General features: G+C 55.2%; 23 protein-coding genes and 1 pseudogene. 7 read left to right on the forward strand and 17 right to left on the reverse strand.

The genetic code is table 11. From position 1 onward, the window contains the following. Positions 1–14: 14 nt before the first annotated feature. The 4 genes from PS2015_RS14140 to PS2015_RS14155 are packed head-to-tail and all read right to left on the reverse strand — an operon-like array spanning position 15 to position 5,294. Entirely contained in the window at positions 15–1,154 is a 1,140-nt protein-coding gene (locus PS2015_RS14140; RefSeq protein ID WP_082628154.1) for an MBL fold metallo-hydrolase, read from the reverse strand. Then, complete coding sequence (locus PS2015_RS14145) at positions 1,151–2,611, reverse strand: coniferyl aldehyde dehydrogenase (RefSeq protein WP_335338242.1); 1,461 nt, start codon at positions 2,609–2,611, stop codon at positions 1,151–1,153. Before PS2015_RS14145 ends, PS2015_RS14140 begins: the two co-directional genes overlap by 4 nt. Before the next feature lie 30 nt (positions 2,612–2,641). Beyond that, entirely contained in the window at positions 2,642–4,402 is a 1,761-nt protein-coding gene (locus PS2015_RS14150) for an arylsulfatase (RefSeq protein ID WP_058022836.1), read from the reverse strand. Beyond that, positions 4,392–5,294 (reverse strand): formylglycine-generating enzyme family protein, encoded by a 903-nt coding sequence (locus PS2015_RS14155; RefSeq protein WP_058022837.1) that lies wholly within the window; start codon positions 5,292–5,294, stop codon positions 4,392–4,394. The genes PS2015_RS14150 and PS2015_RS14155 overlap by 11 nt, the downstream gene beginning before the upstream one ends. Before the next feature lie 111 nt (positions 5,295–5,405). On the opposite strand from PS2015_RS14155, the gene PS2015_RS14160 reads away from it, so the two are divergent. Further along, the gene (locus PS2015_RS14160; RefSeq protein ID WP_058022838.1) at positions 5,406–6,752 is read left to right on the forward strand and encodes a DsbA family protein; all 1,347 of its coding nucleotides are present in this window, start codon (positions 5,406–5,408) and stop codon (positions 6,750–6,752) included. On the opposite strand, the gene PS2015_RS14165 is transcribed toward PS2015_RS14160, so the two are convergent. Then, positions 6,747–7,142 (reverse strand): DUF4345 family protein, encoded by a 396-nt coding sequence (locus tag PS2015_RS14165; RefSeq protein ID WP_058022839.1) that lies wholly within the window; start codon positions 7,140–7,142, stop codon positions 6,747–6,749. The genes PS2015_RS14160 and PS2015_RS14165 overlap by 6 nt on opposite strands. 62 nt (positions 7,143–7,204) lie before the next feature. Next, positions 7,205–7,888, reverse strand: coding sequence for a TetR/AcrR family transcriptional regulator (locus tag PS2015_RS14170; RefSeq protein ID WP_082628155.1), 684 nt, complete (start codon positions 7,886–7,888; stop codon positions 7,205–7,207). 123 nt (positions 7,889–8,011) lie between these two features. On the opposite strand from PS2015_RS14170, the gene PS2015_RS14175 reads away from it, so the two are divergent. Beyond that, positions 8,012–9,652 (forward strand): sulfatase, encoded by a 1,641-nt coding sequence (locus PS2015_RS14175; RefSeq protein WP_237113339.1) that lies wholly within the window; start codon positions 8,012–8,014, stop codon positions 9,650–9,652. 92 nt (positions 9,653–9,744) lie between these two features. Then, complete coding sequence (locus PS2015_RS14180) at positions 9,745–10,737, forward strand: haloalkane dehalogenase (protein ID WP_082628250.1); 993 nt, start codon at positions 9,745–9,747, stop codon at positions 10,735–10,737. Here the strand turns inward: PS2015_RS14180 and PS2015_RS14185 are convergent, their stop codons facing one another. Continuing rightward, positions 10,738–11,730, reverse strand: coding sequence for a sensor domain-containing diguanylate cyclase (locus PS2015_RS14185; RefSeq protein WP_156412756.1), 993 nt, complete (start codon positions 11,728–11,730; stop codon positions 10,738–10,740). It abuts the gene before it with no gap. A gap of 123 nt (positions 11,731–11,853) precedes the next feature. Between PS2015_RS14185 and PS2015_RS14190 the strand changes: the two genes are divergently transcribed. Beyond that, entirely contained in the window at positions 11,854–13,017 is a 1,164-nt protein-coding gene (locus PS2015_RS14190) for an epoxide hydrolase family protein (RefSeq protein WP_237113340.1), read from the forward strand. A 3-nt stretch (positions 13,018–13,020) separates the two neighbouring features. Here PS2015_RS14190 and PS2015_RS14195 read toward each other — a convergent pair whose 3' ends face one another. From PS2015_RS14195 to ilvD, 3 genes are all read right to left on the reverse strand, one after another. Continuing rightward, positions 13,021–14,085: an alpha/beta hydrolase family protein gene (locus PS2015_RS14195; RefSeq protein WP_058022844.1), complete on the reverse strand. Its 1,065-nt coding sequence runs from the start codon at positions 14,083–14,085 to the stop codon at positions 13,021–13,023. 139 nt (positions 14,086–14,224) lie between these two features. Beyond that, positions 14,225–16,030: a gamma-glutamyltransferase family protein gene (locus tag PS2015_RS14200; protein ID WP_058022845.1), complete on the reverse strand. Its 1,806-nt coding sequence runs from the start codon at positions 16,028–16,030 to the stop codon at positions 14,225–14,227. A gap of 197 nt (positions 16,031–16,227) precedes the next feature. Then, positions 16,228–18,078 (reverse strand): dihydroxy-acid dehydratase, encoded by a 1,851-nt coding sequence (gene ilvD, locus PS2015_RS14205; RefSeq protein WP_058022846.1) that lies wholly within the window; start codon positions 18,076–18,078, stop codon positions 16,228–16,230. A gap of 259 nt (positions 18,079–18,337) precedes the next feature. Here ilvD and PS2015_RS14210 point away from each other — a divergent pair, with 259 nt between their 5' ends. Then, entirely contained in the window at positions 18,338–19,417 is a 1,080-nt protein-coding gene (locus tag PS2015_RS14210; protein ID WP_058022847.1) for a VOC family protein, read from the forward strand. 29 nt (positions 19,418–19,446) lie between these two features. Here PS2015_RS14210 and PS2015_RS16050 read toward each other — a convergent pair whose 3' ends face one another. From PS2015_RS16050 to PS2015_RS14220, 3 genes and pseudogenes are all read right to left on the reverse strand, one after another. Then, on the reverse strand, positions 19,447–19,827 hold the full coding sequence (locus tag PS2015_RS16050) for a CZB domain-containing protein (RefSeq protein ID WP_418054922.1): 381 nt from the start codon (positions 19,825–19,827) through the stop codon (positions 19,447–19,449). A gap of 27 nt (positions 19,828–19,854) precedes the next feature. Then, positions 19,855–20,535: pseudogene (locus PS2015_RS16055) on the reverse strand (methyl-accepting chemotaxis protein); the annotation flags it as partial. Positions 20,536–20,678: 143 nt separating this feature from the next. After that, positions 20,679–21,335, reverse strand: coding sequence for a hypothetical protein (locus tag PS2015_RS14220; RefSeq protein WP_058022849.1), 657 nt, complete (start codon positions 21,333–21,335; stop codon positions 20,679–20,681). 142 nt (positions 21,336–21,477) lie between these two features. On the opposite strand from PS2015_RS14220, the gene PS2015_RS14225 reads away from it, so the two are divergent. Next, complete coding sequence (locus tag PS2015_RS14225; protein WP_169792326.1) at positions 21,478–22,473, forward strand: ParB/Srx family N-terminal domain-containing protein; 996 nt, start codon at positions 21,478–21,480, stop codon at positions 22,471–22,473. 39 nt (positions 22,474–22,512) lie between these two features. On the opposite strand, the gene PS2015_RS14230 is transcribed toward PS2015_RS14225, so the two are convergent. Genes PS2015_RS14230 through PS2015_RS14245 form a run of 4 tightly spaced genes read right to left on the reverse strand, consistent with a single transcriptional unit; the run spans position 22,513 to position 25,556 of the window. After that, positions 22,513–23,511 carry a hypothetical protein gene (locus PS2015_RS14230; RefSeq protein WP_058022851.1) on the reverse strand — a complete coding sequence of 333 codons (999 nt, stop codon included), beginning with the start codon at positions 23,509–23,511 and terminating at the stop codon, positions 22,513–22,515. 26 nt (positions 23,512–23,537) lie between these two features. Beyond that, positions 23,538–24,371, reverse strand: coding sequence for an acid phosphatase (locus PS2015_RS14235; RefSeq protein WP_082628156.1), 834 nt, complete (start codon positions 24,369–24,371; stop codon positions 23,538–23,540). After that, positions 24,371–25,069: an SOS response-associated peptidase gene (locus tag PS2015_RS14240; RefSeq protein WP_058022852.1), complete on the reverse strand. Its 699-nt coding sequence runs from the start codon at positions 25,067–25,069 to the stop codon at positions 24,371–24,373. Before PS2015_RS14240 ends, PS2015_RS14235 begins: the two co-directional genes overlap by 1 nt. Continuing rightward, positions 25,053–25,556 (reverse strand): TetR/AcrR family transcriptional regulator, encoded by a 504-nt coding sequence (locus PS2015_RS14245; RefSeq protein WP_058022853.1) that lies wholly within the window; start codon positions 25,554–25,556, stop codon positions 25,053–25,055. The genes PS2015_RS14240 and PS2015_RS14245 overlap by 17 nt, the downstream gene beginning before the upstream one ends. 68 nt (positions 25,557–25,624) lie before the next feature. On the opposite strand from PS2015_RS14245, the gene PS2015_RS14250 reads away from it, so the two are divergent. Further along, positions 25,625–25,924 (forward strand): hypothetical protein, encoded by a 300-nt coding sequence (locus PS2015_RS14250; protein WP_058022854.1) that lies wholly within the window; start codon positions 25,625–25,627, stop codon positions 25,922–25,924. The last annotated feature ends 139 nt before the right edge of the window (positions 25,925–26,063 follow it).

The raw sequence follows: 26,063 nt of genomic DNA on the forward strand, positions 1-26,063 counted from the left end.
GAAAAAATGGGCGCTTAAAACCAGTTGTGAAACTGTATTTCATCACTTCCCAAAGGCAAAGTCACGGCCAGGCCATCTCTGGCCACACGAACCGGCCCGTCAAACCTGGAAGGTGCACCCCGCAGAAAGGCCGCTTCCAGGAACCGGTTTGGTATGGGTGGCACCACATGATTTATGACAAGCGCCCCGGCAGCGGCTGATTGAGCAAGTTCAGCGGCCTGTTCAGGGGTTGTATGATAATCCAGCACATCCTGCATGATGACCCCCAGATTCGGGTCACCCCGTTCAATCACATTTTGTTCGATAATTTTTAACAGTTGCGGCTGCAAACCCTCCATCACCAAAAGATCAGCGCCGCGGACAAACGCTTCGAAACCGGGTGACCGTGATACAATCAGGTCACCGCTAAAGACGACAGACCGTCCCGCGTACTCAAAACGATAAGCGACTGCCGGATCAGCGGGATCATGGTCGACCCGCAAAGCCGACACCGACACTGAGTCATCGTCGTAAACGCTGATCGCTGACTCATTCTCAGGAGGCTCCGTTCGTGCCGGCAACTGAAAAGCCTGGGCGACAAGGCCCGCACCTGAAGAAGGCACAATCTGTTCACCATGGTGTGCTGGACGATAAATCTGATCCGGGCCATACGCAAGGTTGAATCCGGCCACAATCTGGTCTACACCCTGAGGGCCGATCACCGGCAAGGGCGACGGGTGCGCCCCGTTGACCCATCGCTGCAGTGCCAGATTACCGAGATCTGCGATATGATCGGAATGAAAATGAGTCAGAAATACTGCTCGAATCTGATCGGCTGGCAACCCCATTATGGTAATGTTTGAAGTTGATCCGCTTCCTGAATCAATCACAAAAAGTGCGTCTCCGGCGATCACCACTGCGCACGACTCGGCGCGTGTCGGATCCGGCAAAGGCGCACCTGTCCCACAAAATGCAACATGCAACCCAGGCTCAAGTGATGTCAATCGGTCAAACTGCGCCTGCCGAGATGCCTGTCGCTCGAACAGCCAATAACCCAGCTCAGCACGAAATAGTGTGACGACGCTGATCAGCAGGAAAGTAGCCACTGCGGCTGACAGAGCTATTACCGATAACAACCCTGAACCCCACGAAACTGTCGGGTTGCGGCCCATCATCGTTTAACCTGTATTTTAATGGTCTGCTCAGTTGCCTTGCCGTAGGGTGGCAGCATACCGCCCAGCTTACCTACATTGAGCCGCGTCTGCCGGTATACACTTTTGGCATGACTGAAGGTGCGGAAGCCATGCTCACCGTGATACGCCCCCATGCCGCTGGGTCCCACACCACCGAACGGCAATTCTTCCTGCATGATGTGCATGATCACATCGTTAATGCAGACACCTCCGGACGTCGTTCTGGATAGCACTGCACGCTCCTCATGCCTGTCCTCGCCAAAATAGTAGACGGCGAGTGGTCGCGGATGGGCGTTGACATAATCAATCACCTCATCAAAATCCTTATAGCTGCGGATAGGCAGCAGCGGACCAAATATCTCTTCCTCCATAACCCGTGCGTTATCGGGAGGATTCACAATCAATACCGGCGGTAGTTTGCGCCGTTCATCAAGTGCAGCGGAGTCCTCATCAGCGGGTTTAAGGGCATGGATTCGCACACCCTGCTCCTCAACTTCCTGCACATAACTGCTCAGGCGCTGGTAGTGGCGCTCATTCACAATGGCGGTGTATTCCGGATTATCCAGAATAGAGGGATACATGGAACGTACTGCTTTTTCAGCTGCTTCGACGACCGACTCGAGCAGCTCTTCCGGCGCCAACAAATAATCAGGCGCCAGACATATCTGCCCGGCATTCAGGGTTTTGCCGAGCATGATGCGTTCAATGCTGCGTTGAATATCTGCACTGCGCGACAGAATCACGGGTGACTTGCCACCCAGCTCCAGCGTCACCGGCACCAGATTCTGCGCAGCAGCTTTCATAATATGCCGGGCGACAGACGTCGCGCCCGTAAACAACAGATGGTCAAACGGCAGAGCCGAAAAAGCCTGACCGACTTCGGGCCCGCCGGTGAAAATTGCAACCTCTTTGGGATCCCAGGTCGCAGCAACCATTTCGGCCATCACCTCCGAGGTAGCCGGCGTAAACTCCGAGGGTTTGATCATGGCGCGATTGCCGGCCGCCAGAATGCCGGCCAGTGGGCCAAAGGTCAGATTGACGGGGAAGTTCCAGGGCGAGATGACACCGACCACACCCAGCGGCTGGTACTCAATACGGGAGCGACCGCCCAGTAAATTGAACGGAAACGAACTGGCTTTACGCTGGGGCTTCATCCACTTGTGCAAATGCTTCCGGGCGTGTTTCAGTGGTGTCAACGATGCCGCAACATCAGTGAGCAGAGTGACTTCTCGGGAGCGGCAACTGAAGTCAGTATTCAGCGCATCAACCAATTTCCCCTGATACTTCAGCAGCACATCAATGCCGCGATCAATCCGGTCCCTGCGCGTTGCCGCACTCACCGCGCCTTCCTGCAGGAAATCCTTACGCTGCAGTTCGAGAGCGCCTTTGAGTTTTGATTCTAATTGTTCACCGTGTTCTTCCGCTGCCTGCATACTCATCACTCACATCTCCGGTGGCCTGAAAGTCTGTTAATGTATCGACCTGAACGGTCTCTTGAACAGGACATAAAAAAGAATCAGTAATGCGAGTACAACACCAAATACGGCAACCAGCAACATCATGCCGTACTTTGCAATGATCTGCCGGGTTGTCGCCTCGGCAATCATCTGTTGACCGGAGTAACCCGGCGGCATGGGCAGCACGCCGTATTCGGCCGTGTACAGTTCATACTCTCTCATCATGTCAGCAAACAACTCGGGCAATTCGGCACTCAGGTCGCGGGTTTCGCCTGGATCCTGCACGACATTGTGCAGGCGCCAGACGCCGTCACCGTATAAGTCCAGATTACGTACCAGTTTGTAATCACCTTTGAATACCGCAGATTGCCCGGACGCCTCCAGAGACACAGCATCCTCTGGACCATACACTGATTGCGCACGCCCTTGCAGAACATCAACAAGGCTGCGCCCGGTAAACGCCGGTCCTGAATCCAGCGCCTCGGCACCGGTCAGCTCCAGAATGGTGGGCACCAGGTCGGTAATAAAACTGAAAGGGTGTAATGCGCCCGAGGAAGGAATGCCCGGGCCGGACATGACCAATGGTACACGCGTGCCACCCTCACTGGCGTGAAATTTGAATAACGACCCGCCCGCGCCCGCGGCGATGGCCCACTCGGGACCAATAGACGCATAGGAACCAGGCTCACCCAATGTCTCTATGTCCTGGGAAAAACCTTCCAGCCATAACCACAAACGGAAGCCGGCATCTGCCGTTGGATGATTGTGCTCCGGCCCATTATCGGACAACACCATAAATACCGTATTGTCGTAATCACCGCTGGTTTTCAGGTGATCAAGCAGTCGTCCGACATGGTAGTCCATGGCCTCCAGCATGCCCGCATTCACCTGCATGCTGCGTATGCTGCGTTCCCGCTCACGCGCAGACAGATCTTCCCAGCGCCGCAGTACGTCAGGCACCGGGCCGAGTTGCGCATCTGCCGGTATCAGTCCTCGCGCGATGGCTGCCTGATGCCGCCGCTGTCGAAGCACTTCCCAGCCTTCATCGTACACACCGTTATACCGGTCGATAAACTCGCGCGGCGCCTGCACAGGAATATGAATGGCCTGAAAACCGATCACAGAAAAAAATGGCTGACCGGCAGGTGTCTGATCAATGTACTCGATCGTTTTATCCACCAGAAACTCGGATGAATAAAAGTCATCCGGCAGGGTGCCTCGTTCAGCACCTTCAAACCAGTCGGCTTGTTCATACTGCGGCAAATAGGAACGCTGCGACCAGTTGTCCGCACCGGATGCATCCAGAATGAAACTGCGATCAAAACCACGCGCAACGGGCAAACTCTGTGGTGAATGGCCCAGGTGCCACTTGCCGGTAATGTAGCTGGCGTAACCAGCCGCCTGCAGGTGTTCAGCAATGGTTGGTACGTCAGGTGCCAGCTCACCCTGATAGGCCGGGTGTCCGGCATGCTCCTCCGGCCTGAGATGATTCAAGGTCGCCAGCCCGGCACGGTGACTGGGCACACCGGTCATTAACATGGCGCGTGAGGGTGCGCAGGTGGGGCCGGCATGAAAGTTACTGAACATCACGCCGCTTTCCGCCAGACTGTCGATGGCGGGCGTATTGATTTCACTGCCGTAGGCACCGAGATCGGTAAAGCCAGCGTCGTCTATGACGATGACGATCACATTGGGTTGTGCGTAAGAGGTCGCTGTAGAAATCACCAACAATGCGAGGACAATAACATGTGTGATATGGCGCTTAATTGACATCACGTGCGCACCTGAAACCGACATGCATTAACGAACTGTCTGGCGTGGAATGACTGCGCGCCGATACCCGATAGCCGTGGCAAACATTTTTGTCGCATAGAAATGAGCCGCCGCGCTGAACCTTGCTATTGCCATCAGACGGCGCATCATCGGCACCACTGCGCCCTTCGTAACCGCCATACCAGTCTGCCGTCCACTCCCAGACATTACCGGCCATATCACTGAGCCCCGCCGGGGACAGGCCAAAATGACCCACCGGTGAGGTGGTTGCGAAGCCGTCTTCAACAGTATTGATCATCGGAAAGTCGCCATTCCAGACATTCGCCTGCCAGACCTTCGCCAGAGAATCGCCCTCTTTGAACAGCTCATCCCCAAAGGCGTAGGTAACATCGCCGTCGTGACCACTGCGCGCTGCAAACTCCCACTCCACCTCGCTGGGCAGGCGTTTGCCCTGTGCCTGGCAATAGGCAGTGGCATCATCCCAGGACACCTGAGTCACCGGGTGGTCCGCCAGCGCTTCCGAACCATCCGGGCCCAGCGGGTAGCGCCAATAAGCGCCGGGCTGCAGAAACCAGCGACCCGTACCAAACTGCATGACAGCGGAGTCGCCGAGCTGTTCGGCCGTGGTGATATACCCTGTGCCAGCGACAAACTCGGCAAATGCCGCGACGGTAACCGGCGTTTTGTCCAGCAGAAAGTCTGGCAGGGTTACAGCAAACACCGGGCGTTCATCTGCCAGCCCGTGCTCGGAGCCTATGACTGTATCGCCCCCTGGAATAAGCACCATATCTGCGGGCGATTCACCGGCACTAACACTCATCGAGGGCAGCAGACACGCTGCCAGTAGCACAATGGCAGAGCGCCATCGAGGTATGACCGACCTGGGTGTCATGGGCGTTTCCTCTCTTGAGTCCGCGTGTTATTATCCATTAGTATAATTAGGCCTTGATGGCTTGTCTACACGCAGACTATCACCCTTTCACGCCGGTACAGGAACGAACGTATGAAAATGAAACGATGGCTGCGCACGCGCGCTTCCGCTGTTCTGACCAGCCCACTGTACAGAGAGCTCCGGCGCACAAAGCAGGCTGTTACACGGCGGCTGACAGGCCGCTCCGCAGTTGTGCACTACTTTCACCAGGTGGATGACCCCTACTCTGACCTGGCCGTTCGGGCTCTGCCACATCTTTCCTCCCACTACGACATATGTGTCATCCCACACATCGTGCCCGCGCCGGACAAAGGCGCTGCACCGGAGCCAGAGCGGCTGATGCAATGGTCCTTGCGCGATGCAGCTGAGCTGGCAAGAGCGCTTGGGCAAAACCCGCACCCCTGGCAAACTGCGCCGGCGGCTGCGTTGCTCAGCCAGGCTCAGGCCGCGCTGGCCGGAATAAGCGATGTGCCGGAATTTGCCGCAGTGACAGCAAAAATCCGCGAAGCATTCAGTGGCGATGAAGTTGCTGTTCCAGACATCGCACGGACAGAAAACGGCAATGCCAAACACGCTTTAGAGGAGGGAGAAAGTCTGCGGCACAAGCTCGGACACTACCTGGGCGGCATGTATTATTTTGAAGGCGAGTGGTACTGGGGACTGGACAGGCTCCCCTACCTGGAAGAGCGACTGCAGCCACTGGCAAAGGTGGCAAACCTGCAACCGTTTGTGCGCAGGCTGGAAGCCTCTGTCACGCCCACTGCAGACGCCGCTGCGCTGGCCGCCGGCCATCAGCCAAAGCAGGCAACAACAAACACAAACCGCCCAAGGCTCGACCTGTACTTTTCATTTCGCAGTCCGTATAGCTGGATCGCACTGCCGCGCGTGTTTGAGCTCGCCCGCACTTATAATGCTGAGCTGCACCTGCGTTTTGTCTTACCCATGGTGATGCGCGGGTTGCCAATTCCCGAGTCCAAACGGCTGTATATTGTCACGGACACCAAGCGCGAAGCCGAACGTGTCGGGCTGCCTTTCGGCCTGATTGCCGACCCGGTCGGAAAACCCACCGAGCGCGGCCTGGCGGTGCTGCATCACGCCATACAACTCGGCAAGGGTGAGGCGTTTGCCTTGTCATTTATGCGTGGAGTTTTTGCCGAGGGCATCAATGCCCGCAGCGACACAGGACTACTCCGGCTGTGCGAACGCGTCGGCATCAGCGAAACACAAATGCAGTCTGCACTGGCCGACAATACTTGGCGCGCCGTGGCCGAAGCCAATCGGGAAGAGATGTTTACGCTGGGTATCTGGGGTGTGCCGGCCTTTCGGGTTAACGGCGGCACAGCACACTGGGGGCAGGACCGTCTGTGGCTGCTGGAACAGCAGCTGGCGGCCTGCCAAAAATCGGCCATGCCGTCATGAGGCCAGCGATTGTTGGTGAGATGTCCGCAGCGCCCAGGCGGCTACCACTACAGTGATACATTCATAGATCAGAGCGCCCCACGTATAGGCACTCAACACATCGTCCGTCAGCAGCGCAGAAACCAGACGGCCGGCTGCCAACGCACCGATGCCTATGGCCAGCAACATCAGTCCGGCACGGTAGTATTCAGTTCGCAAAACAGCCAGCAGGCAAAACAGGCCGACACCCGTTTGCAGGCCACCGTACATGGCACCGATCTCGGCAAAGGCATCGCCGTTACTGATCACCAGCCCCGCAAATCCAGCCGGTATGGCTGGCGAAACCAAACTGACCAGTCCGTAAGCGATAAACACCAGCGCCGAGACACTCAGGATTATTTTTCCGATCATCTGCATCTGCCCTGTTGAAATGTGGATACTTGGTCAGTTTACGCCATGTTCTCCACACAAGATCACATCGTTTCGCGCTCGGCCCGACCTTTCTCCGTTAACACACCACTTAGCAGCACGCTGATCAACGTATCTGCATACTCCGCGACCTGCGCCTCATTGCTGGCATCGGCATCGGCCAGGGCCTGGCGCAGCGCAACATTGGCAAATGGCGCCGTTGCCGCATGTGTCGCAATCAGGAAGATAAAGTCAGGATTCATGTCACGCAGCAAGCCATCTGCAACCGCCCGCCGGTAGGGCAGCAACGACAGCTCCTGCAGGGGTTTGACATATTTCTTGATCACATAGTCGAAGTGTTCACCGCCGTCCAGACCGGCCTGCATCAAAAAACCCGCCATATGTGGCAAGCGTGCTGACATCTGCACATAGGCACGAATCTGCAAAACCAGTTGCTGCAGCGGGTTGCCAGAAGACACCGTTTCGGCGGATTGGCTCAAGGTTTTTGCCATCTCACCAAACAGATAATCGGCAGACGAACGGAACAGATCCTCCTTGCTCTGAAAGTAATGCCGTATCAGCCCATGAGCAACGCCCGCCTGCTGAGCAATAGTGCGCAGTGACGCGCCCACAAAACCTCGCTGTGAGAATTCTGCCAGCGCCGCCAGAATGATGCGCTCCTGCTGTTGCTGCGGATTGGCGTTCACCGGGCGCCCAACACGCCCCTTTCTGGAAACAACGTTTGTCATTAAAACCGGACCCACTAAAAAACCATGAATAGACAGGAAAAATTTTGTTAATTATACTACTGGATAATAATTTCACACCAGAGTAAATATCGTATGGTATCGGCCGGACGACGATGGCTTAAGGTGACAATTGGTTTGGTACTGGCGCTGCCGCTGGTCGCCTGGCTCACAGTCGATCGCTGGATACTCTACCTGCCCGGTCTGCTGATTGATCTGCGCACACCCACCGGCCCCAACCAGCCTGTGCATTGGCGGCCCGGCCCTGACACACCCCGCAACAGCGATCAGCCGAATATCATTTTAATCGTTGCCGACGACCTGGGCTGGAATGACATCACGTTTTACGGGGGCGGCGTCGCTGGCGGCACGGTGCCCACGCCGCATATCGACAGCATTGCCCATAACGGTGTCGCGCTGAACCAGGCCATGTCGGCCAGCGCCATTTGCGCACCATCACGTGCCGCCTTGCTCACCGGACGCTACCCCACCCGCTTTGGTTTTGAATTCACACCGCTGCCCAACGGCATGGCCAGTATCACCACCCGCCTGGACCGCAGCATTCAGGCGGACTTCCGTCGGCCTTTGATCAGTCACCTGGACCAACCCGGCATTTATCAGGCTGACTTTGACAGCATGGGCATGCCCGGCAGTGAAATCACCATTGCCGAGCTGTTAAAGACCCAGGGGTACAAAACAGTACACATTGGCAAATGGCATCTGGGCAGCACGAATGGCTCGGAGCCGACGGCGCAGGGGTTTGATGAAAGCCTGAATCTGGCCGGATTACTGTACCTGCCGGTGGATCATCCGGATGCTGTGAACGCGCGTCAGGATTTTGATCCGATTGACCGCTTCTTCTGGTCAGTCGGTCGTTACTCCATGAATTACAATGAAGGGCCTCGTTTTGAAGCCGATGGATACCTGACCGACTACCTGACACGGGAGGCTATCAAGGTTATTGAGACCAACAGGAATCAGCCCTTCTTTTTGTACCTGGCACACTGGGCACCACATTCTCCCCTGCAGGCGCTCAAGTCAGACTACGATGCACTGACACATATCGAGGATCATACGCTGCGAACCTATGCTGCCATGATCAAGGCGCTGGACCGCGGCGTGGGCGAGGTGCTCGATGCGCTTGAGCAAAATGGCCTGGACGATAACACCATCGTCATATTTACCTCAGACAACGGCGGCGCGCACTACCTGGGGCTGCCGGACATCAACCTGCCGTATCGCGGCTGGAAAACCACGTTTTTTGGCGGCGGCATTCGTGTTCCGCTGTTCATGCAATGGCCAGCCGGTATTGAACCCGGCAGTCAATTCGATCCCTTCACCCATCACACCGATCTGCTGCCGACGCTGGCTGATATGGCGGGCACATCGGCACCCAGTGATCGTTTGATTGATGGTGTGAATCTGATGCCGCATCTGCGCGGCGAAAATCCCGCGCCACCCCATGACACCCTGTTCTGGCGCAGCGGTCATTATCAGGTGGTGATTTCCGGAGGCTGGAAATTGCAGCAGACCGACCGGCCAGATGAGGTGTGGCTGTTCCATCTGGATGCCGACCCTACTGAACAAGATAATCTGGCCTCGCAGCACCCCGACAAGGTTGCTGAATTGCAGGCATTACTGCTGCAGCACAATAACGAACTGCCGCCACCGATGTGGCCATCCGTGGTGGAAATGCCCGTCACCATCGACAAACCACTGGGCCAGCCTGAAACACCGGAAGACGAACATATCTACTGGCCAAATTAATCAGAGTGGCTGTCATGCACTTTTTCAATAAACCACACCATTCGATTTTTGTATTTTTTTTAATGATCTGCACCTTAACAGCGAGCCCGCTTATGACTGCTGACGAGATTTTGCCTGGCGTTTACAGAACACCTGACCACCATTTCGATAATCTTCCTGACTATCCGTTTCAGCCCAACTACCTGACACTTGGTCAGCTCAGAATGCATTATGTTGATGAAGGTCCGCGAACCGGCCAGGTGGTTCTGCTGCTGCATGGAGAACCGTCCTGGAGCTACCTCTACCGGCACATGATCCCGATTCTGGCTGGCGCCGGTTACCGTGTAATCGCGCCCGACCTGATTGGTTTTGGCCGCTCCGACAAACCCGCGATGAAATCAGCACATAGCCATAGTGGCCACGTCGCCCACATAAGGGAATTTATTGAAAATCTGGATTTAAACGACATCACTCTGTTCATTCAGGATTGGGGCGGCCTGATCGGCCTGCGTGTTGTTGCAGAAATCCCGGACCGTTTTTCGGGTGTGGTAGCCGCCAATACCGGATTACCTGCAGCGAGTGGCCTGCGTGGAGTGATCGGCTACCCCCTGTTTCGCCTGTCATTGTGGTGGCAGGGAAAGGTCAGCTGGGAAGATCTGCAGGCCGAACCCGGCTTCCTGCGCTGGGCGGCCTACTCGCGTTCTGTTGATGACATGCCTGTGGGACAGATTGTTGCCGTGGATATTGCTGAGGACAATCCGGACCGCGCATCTATTATGCATGCCTATAACGCACCCTTCCCCGACGCTCGCTACAAGGCCGGCCCGGCCATTATGCCTTCACTGGTTCCATCCGAGCTGAGGCTTAATGCCCGTGCCTGGCAGGAACTGGGGCAATGGCACAAACCTTTCCTTACCGCCTTCAGTGATGGCGACCCTATTACGGCAGGCGGAGATCTGGCCTTCCATCAACGCATTCCGGGCGCAGCTGGACAACAGCACGTTACCATCAGAGGCGCCGGACACTTTCTGCAGGAAACCCATGGCGAGGAGCTCGCACAGGTTATGCTTCAGTTTATGTCGCAATATCGCAACAAGGGGCAATGACTAGGAGACAGTCGGGCAAATTTCCACACGGTTGCGCCCACCCTGTTTGGCTCGATACAAAGCCTGGTCTGCCGCCCTGATCAATGCCGTCTCGGATACATCACCGGAATCTGTCATTGTGCAAACGCCAATACTGATTGTCACCACATCACAGACAGCGGAAGACGGATGCGGTATCTGTAATCCGGCAACTGCCCGGCGACATTGTTCAGCCAGTTCAAAAGCCTGCTTTGGCTCCGTGTTTGGCAACAATATCGCAAATTCTTCTCCACCATATCGCGCGCATAAATCCAGCTCACGTTTAGACACAGCGCTCAATGCCTCGGCAACCTGTTTCAGACACTCATCGCCCTGCACATGCCCAAGACTATCGTTATAGTTTTTAAAGAAATCAATGTCGCACATCAGCGGGGAAAGTGGCAGTTTCAAACGATGACTCTGAGCCCATTCGCGTTTCAATACAACATCGAACAACCTGCGATTGGCTATACCGGTCAGCCCATCCTGCAGGGACAGATTTTCAAAACGGCGGTTGCTGACCAGCAGTTCAAGAGTCAATTCTATGATGCGCGCGAACTGATTCAGCAAATCTTTTTCTTCGTCAGTGCTATGTTTTTCAACTCTGTCCAGAATGCATAAAGTACCGAACGGTGTGCCATCCGGCCAGTTCACCGGTACGCCGCAATAAGAAATCATGCCCAGCTCTATATCCGGATTATGATCCCAGACCGGATCCTTCAATGCATTGGGCACATGCAGCAGCTTCTGGGTTTTGATTACAGTTTCACAATAAAGATCGCCATTCAAGGGGGCTTTCTCATTGACTTGATACGGCGAGTCAGGGTGCTCGGAGCCGGAAACCACCTCCATGGTGTCGTCATTCTGGCGCATGATCAGCGCAGCAGGTACGCGACACAATTTGGCAACGAGATTGGTGATGCCCTGCCATTGCTCAAGGATGCGGGGCTCCATTTCCGGGAACTTGCTTTGCAAAGACAACTACCTCAACATTGACTTCAAGAAAAATAATACTGGGATAATACGTCTATGTCATTGCCACTGATCAAATTGTTACGAAATGCTGTACTTGTTTCAACATGCGCCTGGGCAAACACCATGATGGCAGATTCAGAAATCAGACCTTTTATTGTCTCAATCTCTGATGTACAGATAAGTGATTTAAGCGCTCGCCTGGCGCAGCGGCGACTGCCGGACCAATTGCGCAGTGACAGTTGGCAATATGGCACGGACACTGACTACCTTGACGAGCTGCTGAACTATTGGCAACACGAATTTGACTGGCGTCAACAAGAGCAGCGATTGAACGCGCTCGATCAGTTTGTCACAGAGATCGAAGGCCTGGATATCCACTTTATTCATCAGCGCTCACCGCATCCCGACGCCACACCTTTGATGCTTACACACGGCTGGCCGGGCTCTGTCGTTGAGTTCCTCAAGATCATTGATCCGCTGATACGACCGGAGTTGTATGGGGGAGAGGCAGCGGATGCCTTTCACGTTATTGCACCATCATTGCCAGGATTCGGTTTTTCCGAAAAACCGTCGGAGCCAGGCTACAACCCTGAGAAAATGGCACATAGTCTGGCAGCATTGATGCAGCGTCTGGGGTATGAGCGATACGGATTGCAAGGAGGTGACTGGGGAGCCATTATCAATCGCCTTCATGCCGCTCGTTACCCTGACAGAGTCATTGGACTGCATTCAAATTTCGTACTGGCCAGCCCACCCGCCGACCCAGAGGTACTGGCACAAACGCCAGCCCGGGATCTGACTCGTCGCGAAGCACGCCAGGCGTTTATGAATAATGAATCGGCGTACCAACAGATTCAGGGGACCAAGCCTCAAACACTGGGCGTCGGGCTGAATGACTCTCCGGCAGGTCTGGCGGCCTGGATCCTTGAAAAGTTTCATGGCTGGAGTGATCTGCCCACCGGACACCCGGAGGATAAATTCAGCAAAGATGAACTGCTCACCAATATCAGTCTCTATTGGTTTACGCAAACCATCACGTCATCTGCGCGCATTTATTATGAGAACCGTTCGACACCGCTACGCGAACCGTTGGGCTTTGTGAGTGTGCCAACGGCCGGTGCGATTTTTCCGAAGGAAATCTACCTCACGCCGAAGCTTTGGGCAGAGCAGTCATATAACATCGTTCGGTGGACTGAAATGCCCCGGGGCGGCCATTTTGCCGCCCTGGAGGAGCCCGAATTATTGCTGGCTGACATCCGGGCGTTTTTCAAACAGATTCAACAGTAATTCTCAGTTCGCTGATGCACTGCCCTGCAGCTTTCCGCCACTGGCGCTGGCGATAAGCTCGATAATACGTTGTGTGACTTCAGGCTCCAGTCCCTCTGTATGCCCCTTATCAAGCCGGACAACATCAGCCACAACGCGGCCATTGTCACAGGATGGATACTCGTAGATGTCAGCGGTACCCGGCCGCGCCTCACGCCCCCAGACCCGGTAACCAGAACGCCCACTATCTGTCACCCAGCCGGGTTGTGTATCGACGATCTGAGTGTGCTCGCGCGCTTCACACTGGTATTTGGCAGCCCAGGGTGAGTTGTCCGGCAGCTGCTCTATCTCATATTCGCCAATAGCAAAAATATGGGAGAAGTCACAGGATGGCAGCACCTCCTCAGCGGTGCCGCGGGGACGTGCGGGCGGCGGAGAACCATCCGGCAGGGGTGGCCCGAAATTGGCCACAAAGGGTGCCTGACCAATCCGGCCACCGGACAGGCTGAGCATGCCGTCCACTTTATCCGCAAAGAAGTCTGTGCAGACCAGTCGACGCGACGTCATCCCGCCCTGACTGTGTCCGGCCAGCCAGAATGCCTTGATGTTGTCCCGACCGAAGGCATCAATCACTTGATTGGTGATAGCCTGCAGATACGCATCATCGGTCTGTGGTGCCCAGACCCGGACACCATCTCCAGATCCCATGGAAGTCGACCCGGCTGCCGTTGGTGTTGCAACTACCAGTCGATATTTTTCTTTGTGATCCATGGCCGGAAAATAATGACGCTGCCAGTTGGCAATGGAGCCAGCACCATGAATATTGAGGATGAAAATCACATCCTCACCATCCTGAAGGTCGCAGGGATAGTCCAGAAAATACTGTCGACCGCTTTCTGGCTCTGTGACATTACCTGGCATGGCAGTTTTTGCCGCACAATCCCCATCCATGCAATGCACAGGAGGCGGTGTCTGGCAAGCCACACCCAGGATATCGTCAGCCGCCAGCGCCAGTTGCCCTGCCAGCGCCATAAGCAGGCCACACAAGCCTGCTATGCCTTTAGCACGATATTGCGCAAGTCTGTTCATCGTAAGTCCTCGTCAACAGTGACTGAAATTCCAGCTTACTTTACACAGACTGACTCCTGTCCCTCAAGCCATCAACTGCGCAATAAGCCAGGACGCCAGCTGTTAGCGACCGAGCGACCCAATGTCAGACATCGGCGCATCAGTAACCGACGGCCTGCCCATCTTTGCGGTGGTCAGAACCGGCCCGGTAAACACCATTTACCGGCATATCATAATCGTCCGGGCCGGGCACGGGCATAGACGGGTCGGGTGTGAAGAGAATCGCATTGTAGCCACCCACCGCACTGCCGGATACGGCGCGTACTTCATGTCCTTTGCCACGCAGGGCTGATGAAACCAGATTATAGAGCTCCGTTTCCAGTGACAGAACATTCTGATTCTGATTATGTGTGAAACGTGCCACGTCTGTGCTCATCTGCACATTCATGCCATGATCAATCATATTCACCATATGCTGGGCGTGAGTCTCAGGTTGCACGCTGCCACCCATATTACCAAATGCCATCAGCGGTTGATTATTCTGCGTAACAAAACCTGCAATGATGGTATGAAAAGGACGTTTGCGCGGTGCAACCAGATTGGGGTGCCCCTCTTCCAGTGAAAATCCCACTCCGCGGTTATGCAGAATGAATCCGTAAGGCGCTACGGTCACACCACTGCCATAGACCGAGAATACGCTGTGCACCAAAGAAACCATATTGCCCCAGCGGTCCGCCGTGCTCATGTAGATAGTGCCGCCATCCAGACCGCCGGTTGTTGCCGGATCGGTCGCCTTGTTCATATCAATGCGACCACACTGCTCAGCCGCATAGGATTTTGACAACAGGCGGTCCAGCGGGATGTCGACAAACAGTGGATCAGCGTTGTAAGCCAGCAGATCGGAGTAGGCAATTTTTTTCGCCTCTACCATAAAGTGCCAGTAGTTAGCATTGGCAGGCCCCAGATCCGCCAGCCGGATGTTATGCTCCGGCGCGCAGACCTCCAGAATATTCAACATCTGCAAAGCCGCAAATCCCTGACCGGGCGGCGGCAGTTGATGCACGTCATAGCCATGATAATTGGTAGAAATCGGCTCCACCCATTCCGGTTCGAATTCTGCCAGGTCGTCCATCGTCATCACACCGCCGACCTCTTCAATCTTGGCAACGATGGCCTCTGCTATCGGGCCACGATAAAACGCATCAGCACCATCACGCTGAATCATTCGTAATGCGGATGCCAGGCCGGGATTGCTGATGATGCTGTAAAGTGCCGGCGGCTCATTGTCATCAAGAAATGAATCTATACTGTCCTGATCACTGCGAATGCGTTCCAGCGCACTGAGCAGATCGGCATGACGCCGCTCGGTCAGACCCCAGCCCTGCTCCGCAATGGTGGCCGCGCGCTCCAGGGTCTGGTCAAACCCCATGGTGCCAAAGCGCTCCAGCATGGCCTCATAACCTGCAATGGCCCCCGGCACGGTCGTCCCGTTAACACCTGTCCCCGGTACCCGCTCGACACCCAGGGTGTCGCGGAAATATTCGGGGGTCCAGCCCTCCGGCGCCCAGCCCGCCGCATTGATAGCATAAAGTCTTTGCTCGGCGGCAATCCAGATCAGAGCGAACAGGTCGCCCGCTATACTGGTGTCATTGGGCGAAGTGACGTCAAGTACCGCACTGGCAGCCACGGCAGCATCAATCGCATTGCCACCTTGTTGAAGAATTTCCAGTCCAGCCTGCGAAGCCAGGGGGTCGCTGGTCGCTACCGCGCCATGACGCGCCAGCACTTCGGAACGACCCTGCGCCATCCAGCCCTGGGCACGTGAGCCAGGCATGGCTGTGATTGCGGCGGATGGTGACTGAACTTCGTCGGTGGGCGTGCCAAAGGCGTTGGGGGATTGGGCATGAGCAATCAGACTGGCGGACAACAGAACGGGTACTGCAGCAAACTGTATTATTTTTTTCATTCGACAGCTCCTCAGATGGAAAACACCCGTAAGTGTTTCTTCGAAGAGCCACTATAGCACCACACCATCAGACTGAATAGTCTTTATTAATCAGCCGCTTACAGATTTGCTTTTTGCACCACGGTTGCGCACAGACGCCAGCGCCGCCCCAACTTGAAGCAGGCCTGGCATCCTTTCCAGGCCCCTGTACCAGGCAATCAGTCCAGCTGAGAAACATCCCGAACCGCGCCTTTGTCAGCACTGGTTGTCAACGCCGCATAGGCTTTCAGCGCAGCAGAAACCTTGCGCGGACGCACTTCAACCGGCTTCCAGGCATCTTTGCCTTTCGCACACATCTCTGTGCGACGCTGCGCCAGCACCTCGTCACTGACATCCAGATTGATGCTGCGATTGGGGATATCGATCTTGATGATATCGCCTTCTTCCACCAGGCCGATTGCCCCACCCAGTGCCGCTTCCGGAGACGCGTGACCAATAGAAAGACCTGAGGTACCTCCGGAGAAGCGACCGTCTGTCAGCAAAGCGCACGCCTTACCCAGGCCTTTTGATTTCAGGTAGCTGGTTGGATAAAGCATTTCCTGCATACCCGGTCCGCCTTTGGGGCCTTCATAGCGGATTACCACAACGTCACCTGGCTTGATCTGGTCAGCCAGGATAGCTTTTACTGCGCTGTCCTGACTTTCAAACACGCGGGCGGGACCACTGAACGTAAAAATACTTTCATCCACACCAGCGGTTTTAACGATACAGCCATCCTCAGAAATGTTGCCAAAGAGGACCGCCAGGCCGCCTTCTGTGCTGTAGGCGTATTCGATATCACGAATACAGCCATTCTGCCTGTCATCATCCAGCGACTCCCAGCGGGTATCCTGACTGAACGCCGTTTGCGTTGGAATACCGGCAGGCCCTGCACGGAAGAAGTACTTAACTTCATCGCTGACCCCGCGCTTGATATCCCACTTCTCCAGCGCTTCCTTCATGCTGCTGCTGTGAATAGTCGGCACATCGCTGTGCAGCAATCCAGCACGTTCCAGCGACCCCAGAATGGACATGATACCGCCTGCCCGGTGCACATCTTCCATATGGTACTTTGAAGTGGAAGGTGCCACCTTGCACAGTTGAGGGACCTTGCGTGAAAGTCGATCAATATCATTGAGAGTGAAATCCAGTTCTGCCTCTCGCGCAGCGGCAAGCAGATGCAAAATGGTATTCGTGGAGCCGCCCATGGCAATGTCCAGCGACATGGCATTTTCAAACGCCTTGAAGCTGGCGATGCTGCGCGGCAGCACAGACTCATCGTCCTGCTCATAATAGCGTTTGGTGATCTCTACGATGGTGCGACCGGCCTGTAGAAAGAGTTGCTTGCGATCAGCGTGAGTCGCCAATGTTGAGCCATTGCCCGGCAGACCCAGACCCAGTGCCTCCACCAGACAGTTCATGGAGTTGGCGGTAAACATGCCGGAGCAGGAACCACAGGTCGGGCATGCCGAGCGCTCATATTCTGCAACCTGCTCATCGGTAAAGCTGTCATCAGCGGCCGCTACCATGGCGTCAACCAGGTCAAGTTTGATGACCTGTTCCGCCAGCCTGGTTTTGCCGGCCTCCATTGGACCACCGGAGACAAACACAACGGGTATGTTCAGGCGTAACGCTGCCATCAACATGCCGGGAGTGATCTTGTCGCAATTCGAAATGCACACCAACGCATCCGCGCAGTGGGCGTTAGCCATATACTCCACAGAGTCAGCAATAATCTCTCGCGATGGCAAGCTGTAGAGCATGCCGTCATGCCCCATGGCTATGCCGTCATCAACCGCAATAGTGTTGAATTCTTTAGCCACTCCACCGGCTTTTTCAATCTCGCGGGCAACCAATTGTCCCATATCCTTAAGATGTACGTGGCCGGGCACAAATTGAGTGAAGGAGTTGGCAACAGCGATAATGGGCTTGCTGAAGTCCTCTGTCTTCATGCCGGTGGCGCGCCATAGCGCCCGGGCACCGCTCATATTTCTGCCTTGAGTGGACGTATGCGATCTGTATACTGGCATAGTAACTTTCCTTCTGGCCTTCTGTGTGAAGTGTCTGGTCGGCTTGCAATTCAACTCAACCGGCAAGCTGCCATTGTGATAAAAATTACGCCATGACGGAAGTGAAATATTATCAAGTTTCTATTGCAAAAAACGAAATGCGTCAATACGACGCAGCCTGCCCGCTGGCATCTGCGCCGCAGCTGCTTTATTCTTCCAGGAAAGCCTCAGTTTTTTCTGAGCCATAAAACACCCTGAATTTTCTTTGTGGAGAGCTGTCATGAAATCATCGGCTGAGCAGACCAAACAGCAAGAGGCGCCATCCATATCCCGCCGCAATTTGCTGATGACCCTGCCGTTTTTACCCTTTGCAACACGTGCCATCGCCCAACAGAGCGGCACGGCAGCGCCAATCCCGGTTATCGGCCTGCATAATTTTGGACTGCGGGTAAGCGATGTACAGCGTTCACTGGAGTTTTACCAGGGGCTGTTTGGTTGTCGCGTCATGTCGCGTGTTGCCGACAAAATCGCGCTGCAGGTCGGCGAAGGCAATCAGTACTTCTCCCTTGCACCGACACGCGCTGGCGAGCAGCCACACATCAGTCACTTTGGCCTGAGCGTTGTTGATGCCAATCGCTACAGTCTGCAGAACCGCCTTTCCGAGCACGGCATTACCCGCACAGTCGACAGCATGGCCGTGACATCACGCCCGCTAAGCCGCGCGATGCGGAGCTGGCTGGCTCGTCTGCCTGGCGAAGGCGACACGATGCTGGCCGACAACCATGAGCTGTTTGTCGCCGATCGTGACGGCGTCGTATTCCAGTTATCGGCAGCCAGTTCCTGCGGAGGCGGCGATGATGCCTGCAACCCGGAACCGGCGCCGGCACCGGGACTGATCCAGCTGCGTGAAATCAACCACATGACGACTTACGTCTCGAATTTTCAGCTCAGCAATGAGTTTTATCAAAATCTGTTTGGCCTGGAAGTTCAGGCCTATCAGGGGACCTTCCCGCTGCTCGGCCTGGGCGATGGCAGACAGTTCCTGATGTTTGTTGGTGGCACCCAGCCAGGCACCCCCGCGCAAGCAGGTCGAATCGACCACGCCAGCATCAATATTGAGGACTTTACTGAGGAATCCGTGCTGCAAAGACTTACCGACTATGGGCTGAGTCCGCGACCAGAAGGCGCGACTGCCGAACCGCTGCAGCACTGGGTAAGCCGACGTATGCCGGATCGGGGCGGCATCCCGGGCGGCACGCCCGAGGTTTATTTCGCTGATCCGGATGGCATCCACATTCAGCTTCAGCATCACACCTATTGTGGTGGCGGCGATGAGTTCGGCGGGGATTGCAGCCAGTAGTACCTTCCAGAACGGGCAGATAGGTATCGTTAACTGATGCCTATCTGATCACCCAGACGTGCCAGATGCCGCATGGTCTCGTCGCTTGCTTTCTCCATTTGGCCAATGGCGTTAATCGAGCCTTTCAAATCACCACTGACGCGCAGAGTCAACGCTTCTCGCCCGCCATTGTGGACGCCGGCATGCGGGGTCTCCAGCGCGGCATAACCATCCAGGTGACTGAACTGCTCAGCACCCTGACCCTGATAATACCATTTACCCAGACGACACTGATGATGATCAGCGATTTCCTCGTTGGCTGGCTGATTGCTCAGCCAGCGATCATAGATCACCTGCTTCCACACCATATGATCCAGCTTGACGGTCTCCAGAAAGCTGGCCATGGCCTCACTGGTGATAGTGCTGTGCATGGATCGAGAATGTTCAATCAAGCGTTCAAGTGATTGTGAGGTATCCGTCGCGTCCTCCATCATAGCTGCGCAATGGTTCAGGGTTGAAGCCATATTCTTGTCGGCTTCCTGAGTGTTGGTGTCGATAGCCGCTACCAGCTTGGAGATTTCGGCGCTCGCCTCACCAGCCCGCTGAGCAAGCGTTCGCACCTCGTCAGCAACCACCGCGAATCCCCGCCCTTGCTCTCCTGCGCGGGCAGCTTCGATAGCCGCATTCAACGCCAACAGATTGGTCTGCTCAGAAATATTGTTGATGATGCCGACAAATTTGGTAATCTCATCAGCCGAACCACGCAGACGGGACACACCCTGATAGGTCTGCTCTACCTCGTCGTTAACCTTGTTCAGACCACTCATCAAAGACACCATATTGCCAGATGACTGGTCATAGATACTGGCCGAACTGGCAATATTGTCTTTTTCTGTCAATAGATGGTTGGCCAGCGCGGCGATTCGCCCACGAATCTCATTCAGAGGCTTGAGACCGTCAATGGCCATACGCATGACACCTATGTCCTCGTAGTCTCTTGAATACTCAGCCAGCTCACTTTCCAGTTCAGCAATGCGATTGTCGCGTTGCTGCAACTCCTGTTGCTGCTCCTTATTCTGACGACTGAGCTGCTCGCATTCTTCCTGCAACTCGAGGTAACGACTTTTTTTGATGAACATGAGGTGTATTTTCTCCTGAGCGGACGACAGATGAACAACGGATCAAGCAGTCTCGATATTAATCGTCCGATTCAGCGAATACTTTACCCCCGGGCGGCGCCGTTAGCCTTAAGCAGGCAAGCGCAACCGCGTTTTCATCGAAATCACTCAAGCTCTATGTCGGTGGCATCAGAGCAGCTATACGCAGACCAGCCTGCACCACGACGTGGTTCATACTGACAGTGCGAGCGACGCTGACCTCCAAACTGTCGCGGTGCCACATTTTTTTCTGCCAAAACGAACGACCGCAACTGCTGGCCGTTGACACGCAGCTCATACTCACCCGCCTGCAGCCCATGAATATTCAAGGCAATGTCCAGCTCAAACGGCTCCATTGCCATGGTGCAGGCCACGGACTCAGGATCGCGCAGCCAGGCATTGTCGCGGTAATAGACATACACATCGAGTGTATTGCCATGTCGCTGCTGCTCGATCCTGCCAACTTCCGGGCAGCCGCTGTTGAAGGTCCCGGCCAGGTGAATGAACATCTGGCGGGGCAGACCGGTGGTTGAACTGGTCCAGACCTCATCGACATACTGTGCGTCCAGCAAAACGCCCTCATGCAGGCGGGCGACTCGCCACAAACCGTCGCCAGCCGGTTCCAGCAGCACATCCTGAAAACGTCCGGGCTGCCCCTGCGCAATAGCCGATGGAATGACCAGTGTCTCCGTTTCTGCATCATATACCGGCTGCGCCTCTGCCCGGGCAAGGCCGGCAATGGCTAGCAGCAATGACGCCCCGAAAAGTGTTCCATTTTTCATGATAAGGCTCCTTTTCACATCAGACATACTAATGTTGGTTTTACAAACTCCATGATTTCACATCAACCGCTGTGCTGTAATCAAGCTGTCATGAATCTGTCGTATTTTATCCGTAGATGTTTTTGTTTCGGGAGCCATGATCATGATCCGGTTGACAGCACTGCTCACGCTTGGCGTGATGGCCACCATAAACTGCCTGCATGCCGATGAAATAGCGGAAGTATCTATCGACTTGCTGCACCCTACGCAGGCATTTATTGCCCATGATCAGGTTAATTATAAACTCGGGCGCTATCGTATCGATCGTCAGAAACTGTTTGATGATCTTTGCGAAACCTGGGGTCAGGGCGATGACGCTATCATTAATGACAATTCCCGCAGCACGGATCGAAGCAGTTTTCGTTGTACGTTATCAGATCAGACCGGGTTTCGGTTGCAGGATATGAAGACGGCTGTCCGGGGGCCTCAGGGGCGGCTGTATCTGACTGACGGCCATCACACATTCAGCACCTTTGCCGATTTTGAAGAAACCGGCCCCGGGCTTATTGTGCCCGTGGTGATAACACACGACCGGTCTGATCTGGACGAAGCGGCATTCTGGCAGTGGTTGCAGGACAACGATCTGACCTGGCTGTATGATGCCGACGGTCAGATGATTGCGACCGCTGACATCCCCGCGCGCCTGGGAAGGGATTCGCTGGCTGATGATGCTTACCGCGCGGCATTGTATTTTCTGCGCGAGCGAGTCTGGAACCGCCCGCAGCCAGCCATGCCATTTGCGGAATTCTACTGGGCACAACATATCCGCAGCCATCCGCATCTGCAGCAACCAGACCTTCAATCCGCGCAGAGTTGGCTCCGCTGGCTGGAACGCATTACCGGGCACATGCTGGCGCTGCCGGCTGATACCGTAATCGGCCCGAATGGCGAAGGTCCTGATGCCATGGGGCGAATGTCGGCTGAAGAGGTCAGAGCCCTTGATTCACTGGTGTGCGACCACGGCGAGCCCGGACGACTGGCGCTGGCCCTGGCTGCCCGCGGCATCCCTGCCACCTGTCATGCCCTCGGGCAACATGCCGAACACAGCATCGTGTTGTCTGCACCGGACAACGATGTCACCGGACTGAGCTGGCATTGAGCAGCTTGTCCGTGGTGCGGCGACACACAAATACCAGGCCTATTCGGCTTCCTGTTCGGCCACCCGGGCACCAGCCAGAATGCCGGGCAGGGCGTAATTGCCTTCGTGGCAGGCATACTCGTATATGGGCCCCGGCACCGATCGCATAGGCAATTCCCCGCGCCACACTTGCGTGTAGACTGCCGGATCGTCCACCTCAAACTGATACAGAATGGTATCTTCATCCATACGCGTAAAACGTTCAGTGACTTTGGCATCCGACGATACCCAGAAGTAATGACGCAGGGATCCGCGTGGTGCTTCCAGCGGATGGAAATTGGTTGACTCCACCACCAGAGTATTGCCTTCGTAACGCCCAACGCTGTCACCCAGCCATTTCGGCAAGCCACGTGGATCATGCGATGTATTCAGGCGAATGATGCGTGCATCATGATTCATTTCAGCCAGAATCATCACATAATCCTCCGTCTGCACAATCTGGCTGTGATTGTTGTACAGAACCGGCATCATGGGCGGCCCACCGGACGAACCAAAGCCAACCAGACAGCGCTCGGCTGCACCGCGGGTTTCCGGCCCATCAAATGCCCCGGCACCTTCCGGACGGGTTCTCAGGGTCGAGCGGATACCTTCGCGCCAGGGCAGACGACCGTTTTCCGGATCGACAATGATGGAAGTCCGATACATACCATCAATCATCGCCATTTGCTCACCGGGATCCATCCAGAACGCATCATAACCGCCCACGTCGTCGTCGCCACGACCGCTGCGATTATTGCGCAAGTTATCCAGATAACGCTCCCCGTCGGTACCTATGGTGGCGACCTCTTCCGCGGTCAGGGCGGCGCGACCCTCAAATTGTGGACCGCGTTCCAGATTTGTCACGGTGGCTATATTCCAGACACCCTGCAGATCCGGGTAGCCATGTTCTGTCAGCGGCGGTGTCCAGCTTTGAGCCTGGCTCAGGCTGCTGAATGCAGCAGCGGCGATTAACAACGACAAGGATCGATACATGATTTTATGCTCCGTCGGGTCACTCATCTTGAATTATTCCGTGATTAAGCATATCAACGCGGCACCACAATGACCAATGCTGCCGCTTCCTCTTCGCAGTTGCGGTTAGCAGGCATGCCGCGGCCGCTGAAAGCGGCTATCTCGCGCGCCGCTTGCTGCATATCATTTGTGAAGTCGGGGTTAGACTGCAACACAGCCACAGTGGCTGCCGCTACAATCTGACCTTGAATAACATCCATAGGCCAGTGCACGTTGCAGACCATGCGGCTGTCGCCAAAAGCCAACCCTCGCTTGAATATCTCCTCACTTCGTTCAGGCGCCAATTCACTCAGTATCAACGCCCACGCCCAGCCAATGGCTGTATGGCCGGAAGGGTAGGAACCATCTGTTGAGAGGGTTTCTTCCTGACCCGCCGCGCAGATCGGCTCGCCATTTGTGACAAATGGACGGGTACGCTGGTAGTGGTCTTTGGCGCTGTAGGTGGCCAGACCGGCATCGGGTAATGTACGGCGCAGCAACTGATAGAGATAAGGCGTGTCCTGCTGGTTGATCGGCATATCCAGCGCACAAGAGAATGTGCCGGCCGCTGACGGGAAACTCAGATCATTATCGAGCACGGCCAGAGCCCAGCGTGGGGTGTCACGCAACCCCAAAAGCCGCTGGTTGACGGATTGCTCCCATGCAAAGGCTGCCGAATCGGCCTCCGGCACCGGCGGAATAATACCCAGCGCATTGGGCAGCTCTGACTGAGCCAGGTAACCACGCAAGATCCCCGGCCGGATTTCCTCAACCGGGGCTGGCTGCGCCTGCAACCCTGGCATCAGGGTTACTCCCAACAGGACAAACAGGCCAAGTCTTGAAGCGAGTCGATTATTATTACTATTCATCACTTTTTCTCTGCAGTGTTGTGTATCGATAACAATCGATCCGGCCCAACCGGATTCCAGCGCGAGACTTTGCCGATTGGCGTGACCAGAAGCGTATCCGTTAAACCGGCCTGGAGCAATCTGCTGAATGTCTCAGTTTCCGTCACTTTCGGGTCCAGCCAAAGATCCAGTGTGGGCGTATCACTCGCCAGCATCAAGGGTATGGATTTTGGGTGAATTGCCAGCCATTGTTCGTCTGGCGGAGGCGGCAAGGTAATAATACTGGCGGAAAGCACCGTTTCGCCGGTTTCTTTGTTAAGCCACTCTTTGTACAAACCACCAAAGGCAATTGCCGAATCCGGCAGCGCAATGCGGTGGTAAGTCTTGCCATCTCCCAGGCCTTCGATAAACGCAGACGCCGGGATTATGCAGCGCGACTGCCGGAACAGCTCATAGCCAAATGATTTCGGGTCATTGAGTTTGTCAGCACGGGAGTTAAAACTGGTGTACCGCGACGGCTTGAGTGTTGCCGGATCCAGAATGAGCCACCAGATGGCATCGCTCACCAGGCGCTGCTCACCAACCTGTCTGACAATACTGATCAGTGAGGCTGGCGATATGTCGGGGGCGAACCTGAAACCCGGAGCCAACTCTACGCCCAGGCTGCTAAGCAATGCCCGGACCTGAAGGCTGTCGATGACGTTAAAGCGTCCGCACATGGTTTTCCTCCACACCTAAGAGGCTCAGCATAAGTCTGCCTTCCAGGTGCGCGAACAGATCTGCCGCTTCACTTCGCTGGGATGCAGGCAAATGCTCCTCGATCCATTTTATGAAAACTCCGGCAATGTTGTGCGTAATAAGCCGAAACGGTGGCACCTCACGCACGGCCAGACCAACCAGCTCGAACCATAAAGCAATGACCGGTCGCCACGCTGGCTGATGGCATTTTATGGTCAAGGCTCCCAGCAACTGATCTGCAGGTAGCTGCTGATTACCTAATTCAGCATCCAGCTGATCTGAGAGCCCCTGCACAATCAGATCCATAGAGTGTCTGAGCAGGGTCTCTTTGCTGCCAAAGTAATAAATCAGCATCCGGTCACTGGTACCGGCCGCTTTAGCCAGAGCCCGAATCCCTTGCCCGGTTACACCATGAACGAGCAAGTGACTGGCGACAGCTCCCGCCAACTGGTCTTTTTTGTCAGTCATACGCAAAAGGATGTAGCACTCGCTACATTTTTCCATTAAGCTGTAGCATCCGCTACAGGAGAATTGTCATGAACGTCTACCGTATCGTATCACTGATTTGTTTTATTCCGCTGATTGTTGTCACAGGCATCGCGCTGGCAGATGTGGGACTGATCGGCATATTCCGCCTGTTATTGGACAGCTCCGCTGGCTGGCAAGTCTTTGTCGACCTGGCATCCGCACTGATATTAACGCTGATGTTTCTGCGGGACGACGCGCGCAGAAGGAACATCCGCTTCTGGCCCTGGGTTCTGGCAACGCTTATGACTGGTTCAATTGCACCTTTACTGTACCTGATAATCTACGGCTACCAGTCAAAAAACGAGTGACAGCCCGGCGCCTGCGGGTCTTCAAACAGCTGCTATACTGACGCCTGTTTGTATTCTGATGCGTGAGGCATACTGATGCAAAACTATCTGACAGCGATGCTGCCCGACGAATATGGGGAGGTTTCAGTTGCCGGTGACT

It is taken from the genome of Pseudohongiella spirulinae, from assembly GCF_001444425.1.
Taxonomy (GTDB): Bacteria; Pseudomonadota; Gammaproteobacteria; order Pseudomonadales; family Pseudohongiellaceae; genus Pseudohongiella; species Pseudohongiella spirulinae.

Excerpts from the sequence above, each read along its gene's own strand:
- PS2015_RS14210 (WP_058022847.1), top strand. The coding sequence starts at position 18,338 with ATGAAATCATCGGCTGAGCAGACCAAACAGCAAGAGGCGCCATCCATA.
- PS2015_RS14195 (WP_058022844.1), bottom strand. The coding sequence starts at position 14,085 with ATGAACAGACTTGCGCAATATCGTGCTAAAGGCATAGCAGGCTTGTGT.
- PS2015_RS14245 (WP_058022853.1), bottom strand. The coding sequence starts at position 25,556 with ATGACTGACAAAAAAGACCAGTTGGCGGGAGCTGTCGCCAGTCACTTG.
- PS2015_RS14240 (WP_058022852.1), bottom strand. The coding sequence starts at position 25,069 with ATGTGCGGACGCTTTAACGTCATCGACAGCCTTCAGGTCCGGGCATTG.
- PS2015_RS14190 (WP_237113340.1), top strand. The coding sequence starts at position 11,854 with ATGATGGCAGATTCAGAAATCAGACCTTTTATTGTCTCAATCTCTGAT.
- PS2015_RS14150 (WP_058022836.1), bottom strand. The coding sequence starts at position 4,402 with ATGTCAATTAAGCGCCATATCACACATGTTATTGTCCTCGCATTGTTG.
- PS2015_RS14250 (WP_058022854.1), top strand. The coding sequence starts at position 25,625 with ATGAACGTCTACCGTATCGTATCACTGATTTGTTTTATTCCGCTGATT.
- PS2015_RS14160 (WP_058022838.1), top strand. The coding sequence starts at position 5,406 with ATGAAAATGAAACGATGGCTGCGCACGCGCGCTTCCGCTGTTCTGACC.
- ilvD (WP_058022846.1), bottom strand. The coding sequence starts at position 18,078 with ATGCCAGTATACAGATCGCATACGTCCACTCAAGGCAGAAATATGAGC.
- PS2015_RS14145 (WP_335338242.1), bottom strand. The coding sequence starts at position 2,611 with ATGAGTATGCAGGCAGCGGAAGAACACGGTGAACAATTAGAATCAAAA.
- PS2015_RS14180 (WP_082628250.1), top strand. The coding sequence starts at position 9,745 with ATGACTGCTGACGAGATTTTGCCTGGCGTTTACAGAACACCTGACCAC.
- PS2015_RS14220 (WP_058022849.1), bottom strand. The coding sequence starts at position 21,335 with ATGAAAAATGGAACACTTTTCGGGGCGTCATTGCTGCTAGCCATTGCC.
- PS2015_RS14235 (WP_082628156.1), bottom strand. The coding sequence starts at position 24,371 with ATGAATAGTAATAATAATCGACTCGCTTCAAGACTTGGCCTGTTTGTC.
- PS2015_RS14170 (WP_082628155.1), bottom strand. The coding sequence starts at position 7,888 with ATGACAAACGTTGTTTCCAGAAAGGGGCGTGTTGGGCGCCCGGTGAAC.
- PS2015_RS16050 (WP_418054922.1), bottom strand. The coding sequence starts at position 19,827 with ATGCACAGCACTATCACCAGTGAGGCCATGGCCAGCTTTCTGGAGACC.
- PS2015_RS14165 (WP_058022839.1), bottom strand. The coding sequence starts at position 7,142 with ATGATCGGAAAAATAATCCTGAGTGTCTCGGCGCTGGTGTTTATCGCT.
- PS2015_RS14140 (WP_082628154.1), bottom strand. The coding sequence starts at position 1,154 with ATGATGGGCCGCAACCCGACAGTTTCGTGGGGTTCAGGGTTGTTATCG.
- PS2015_RS14225 (WP_169792326.1), top strand. The coding sequence starts at position 21,478 with ATGATCCGGTTGACAGCACTGCTCACGCTTGGCGTGATGGCCACCATA.
- PS2015_RS14155 (WP_058022837.1), bottom strand. The coding sequence starts at position 5,294 with ATGACACCCAGGTCGGTCATACCTCGATGGCGCTCTGCCATTGTGCTA.
- PS2015_RS14200 (WP_058022845.1), bottom strand. The coding sequence starts at position 16,030 with ATGAAAAAAATAATACAGTTTGCTGCAGTACCCGTTCTGTTGTCCGCC.
- PS2015_RS14230 (WP_058022851.1), bottom strand. The coding sequence starts at position 23,511 with ATGAGTGACCCGACGGAGCATAAAATCATGTATCGATCCTTGTCGTTG.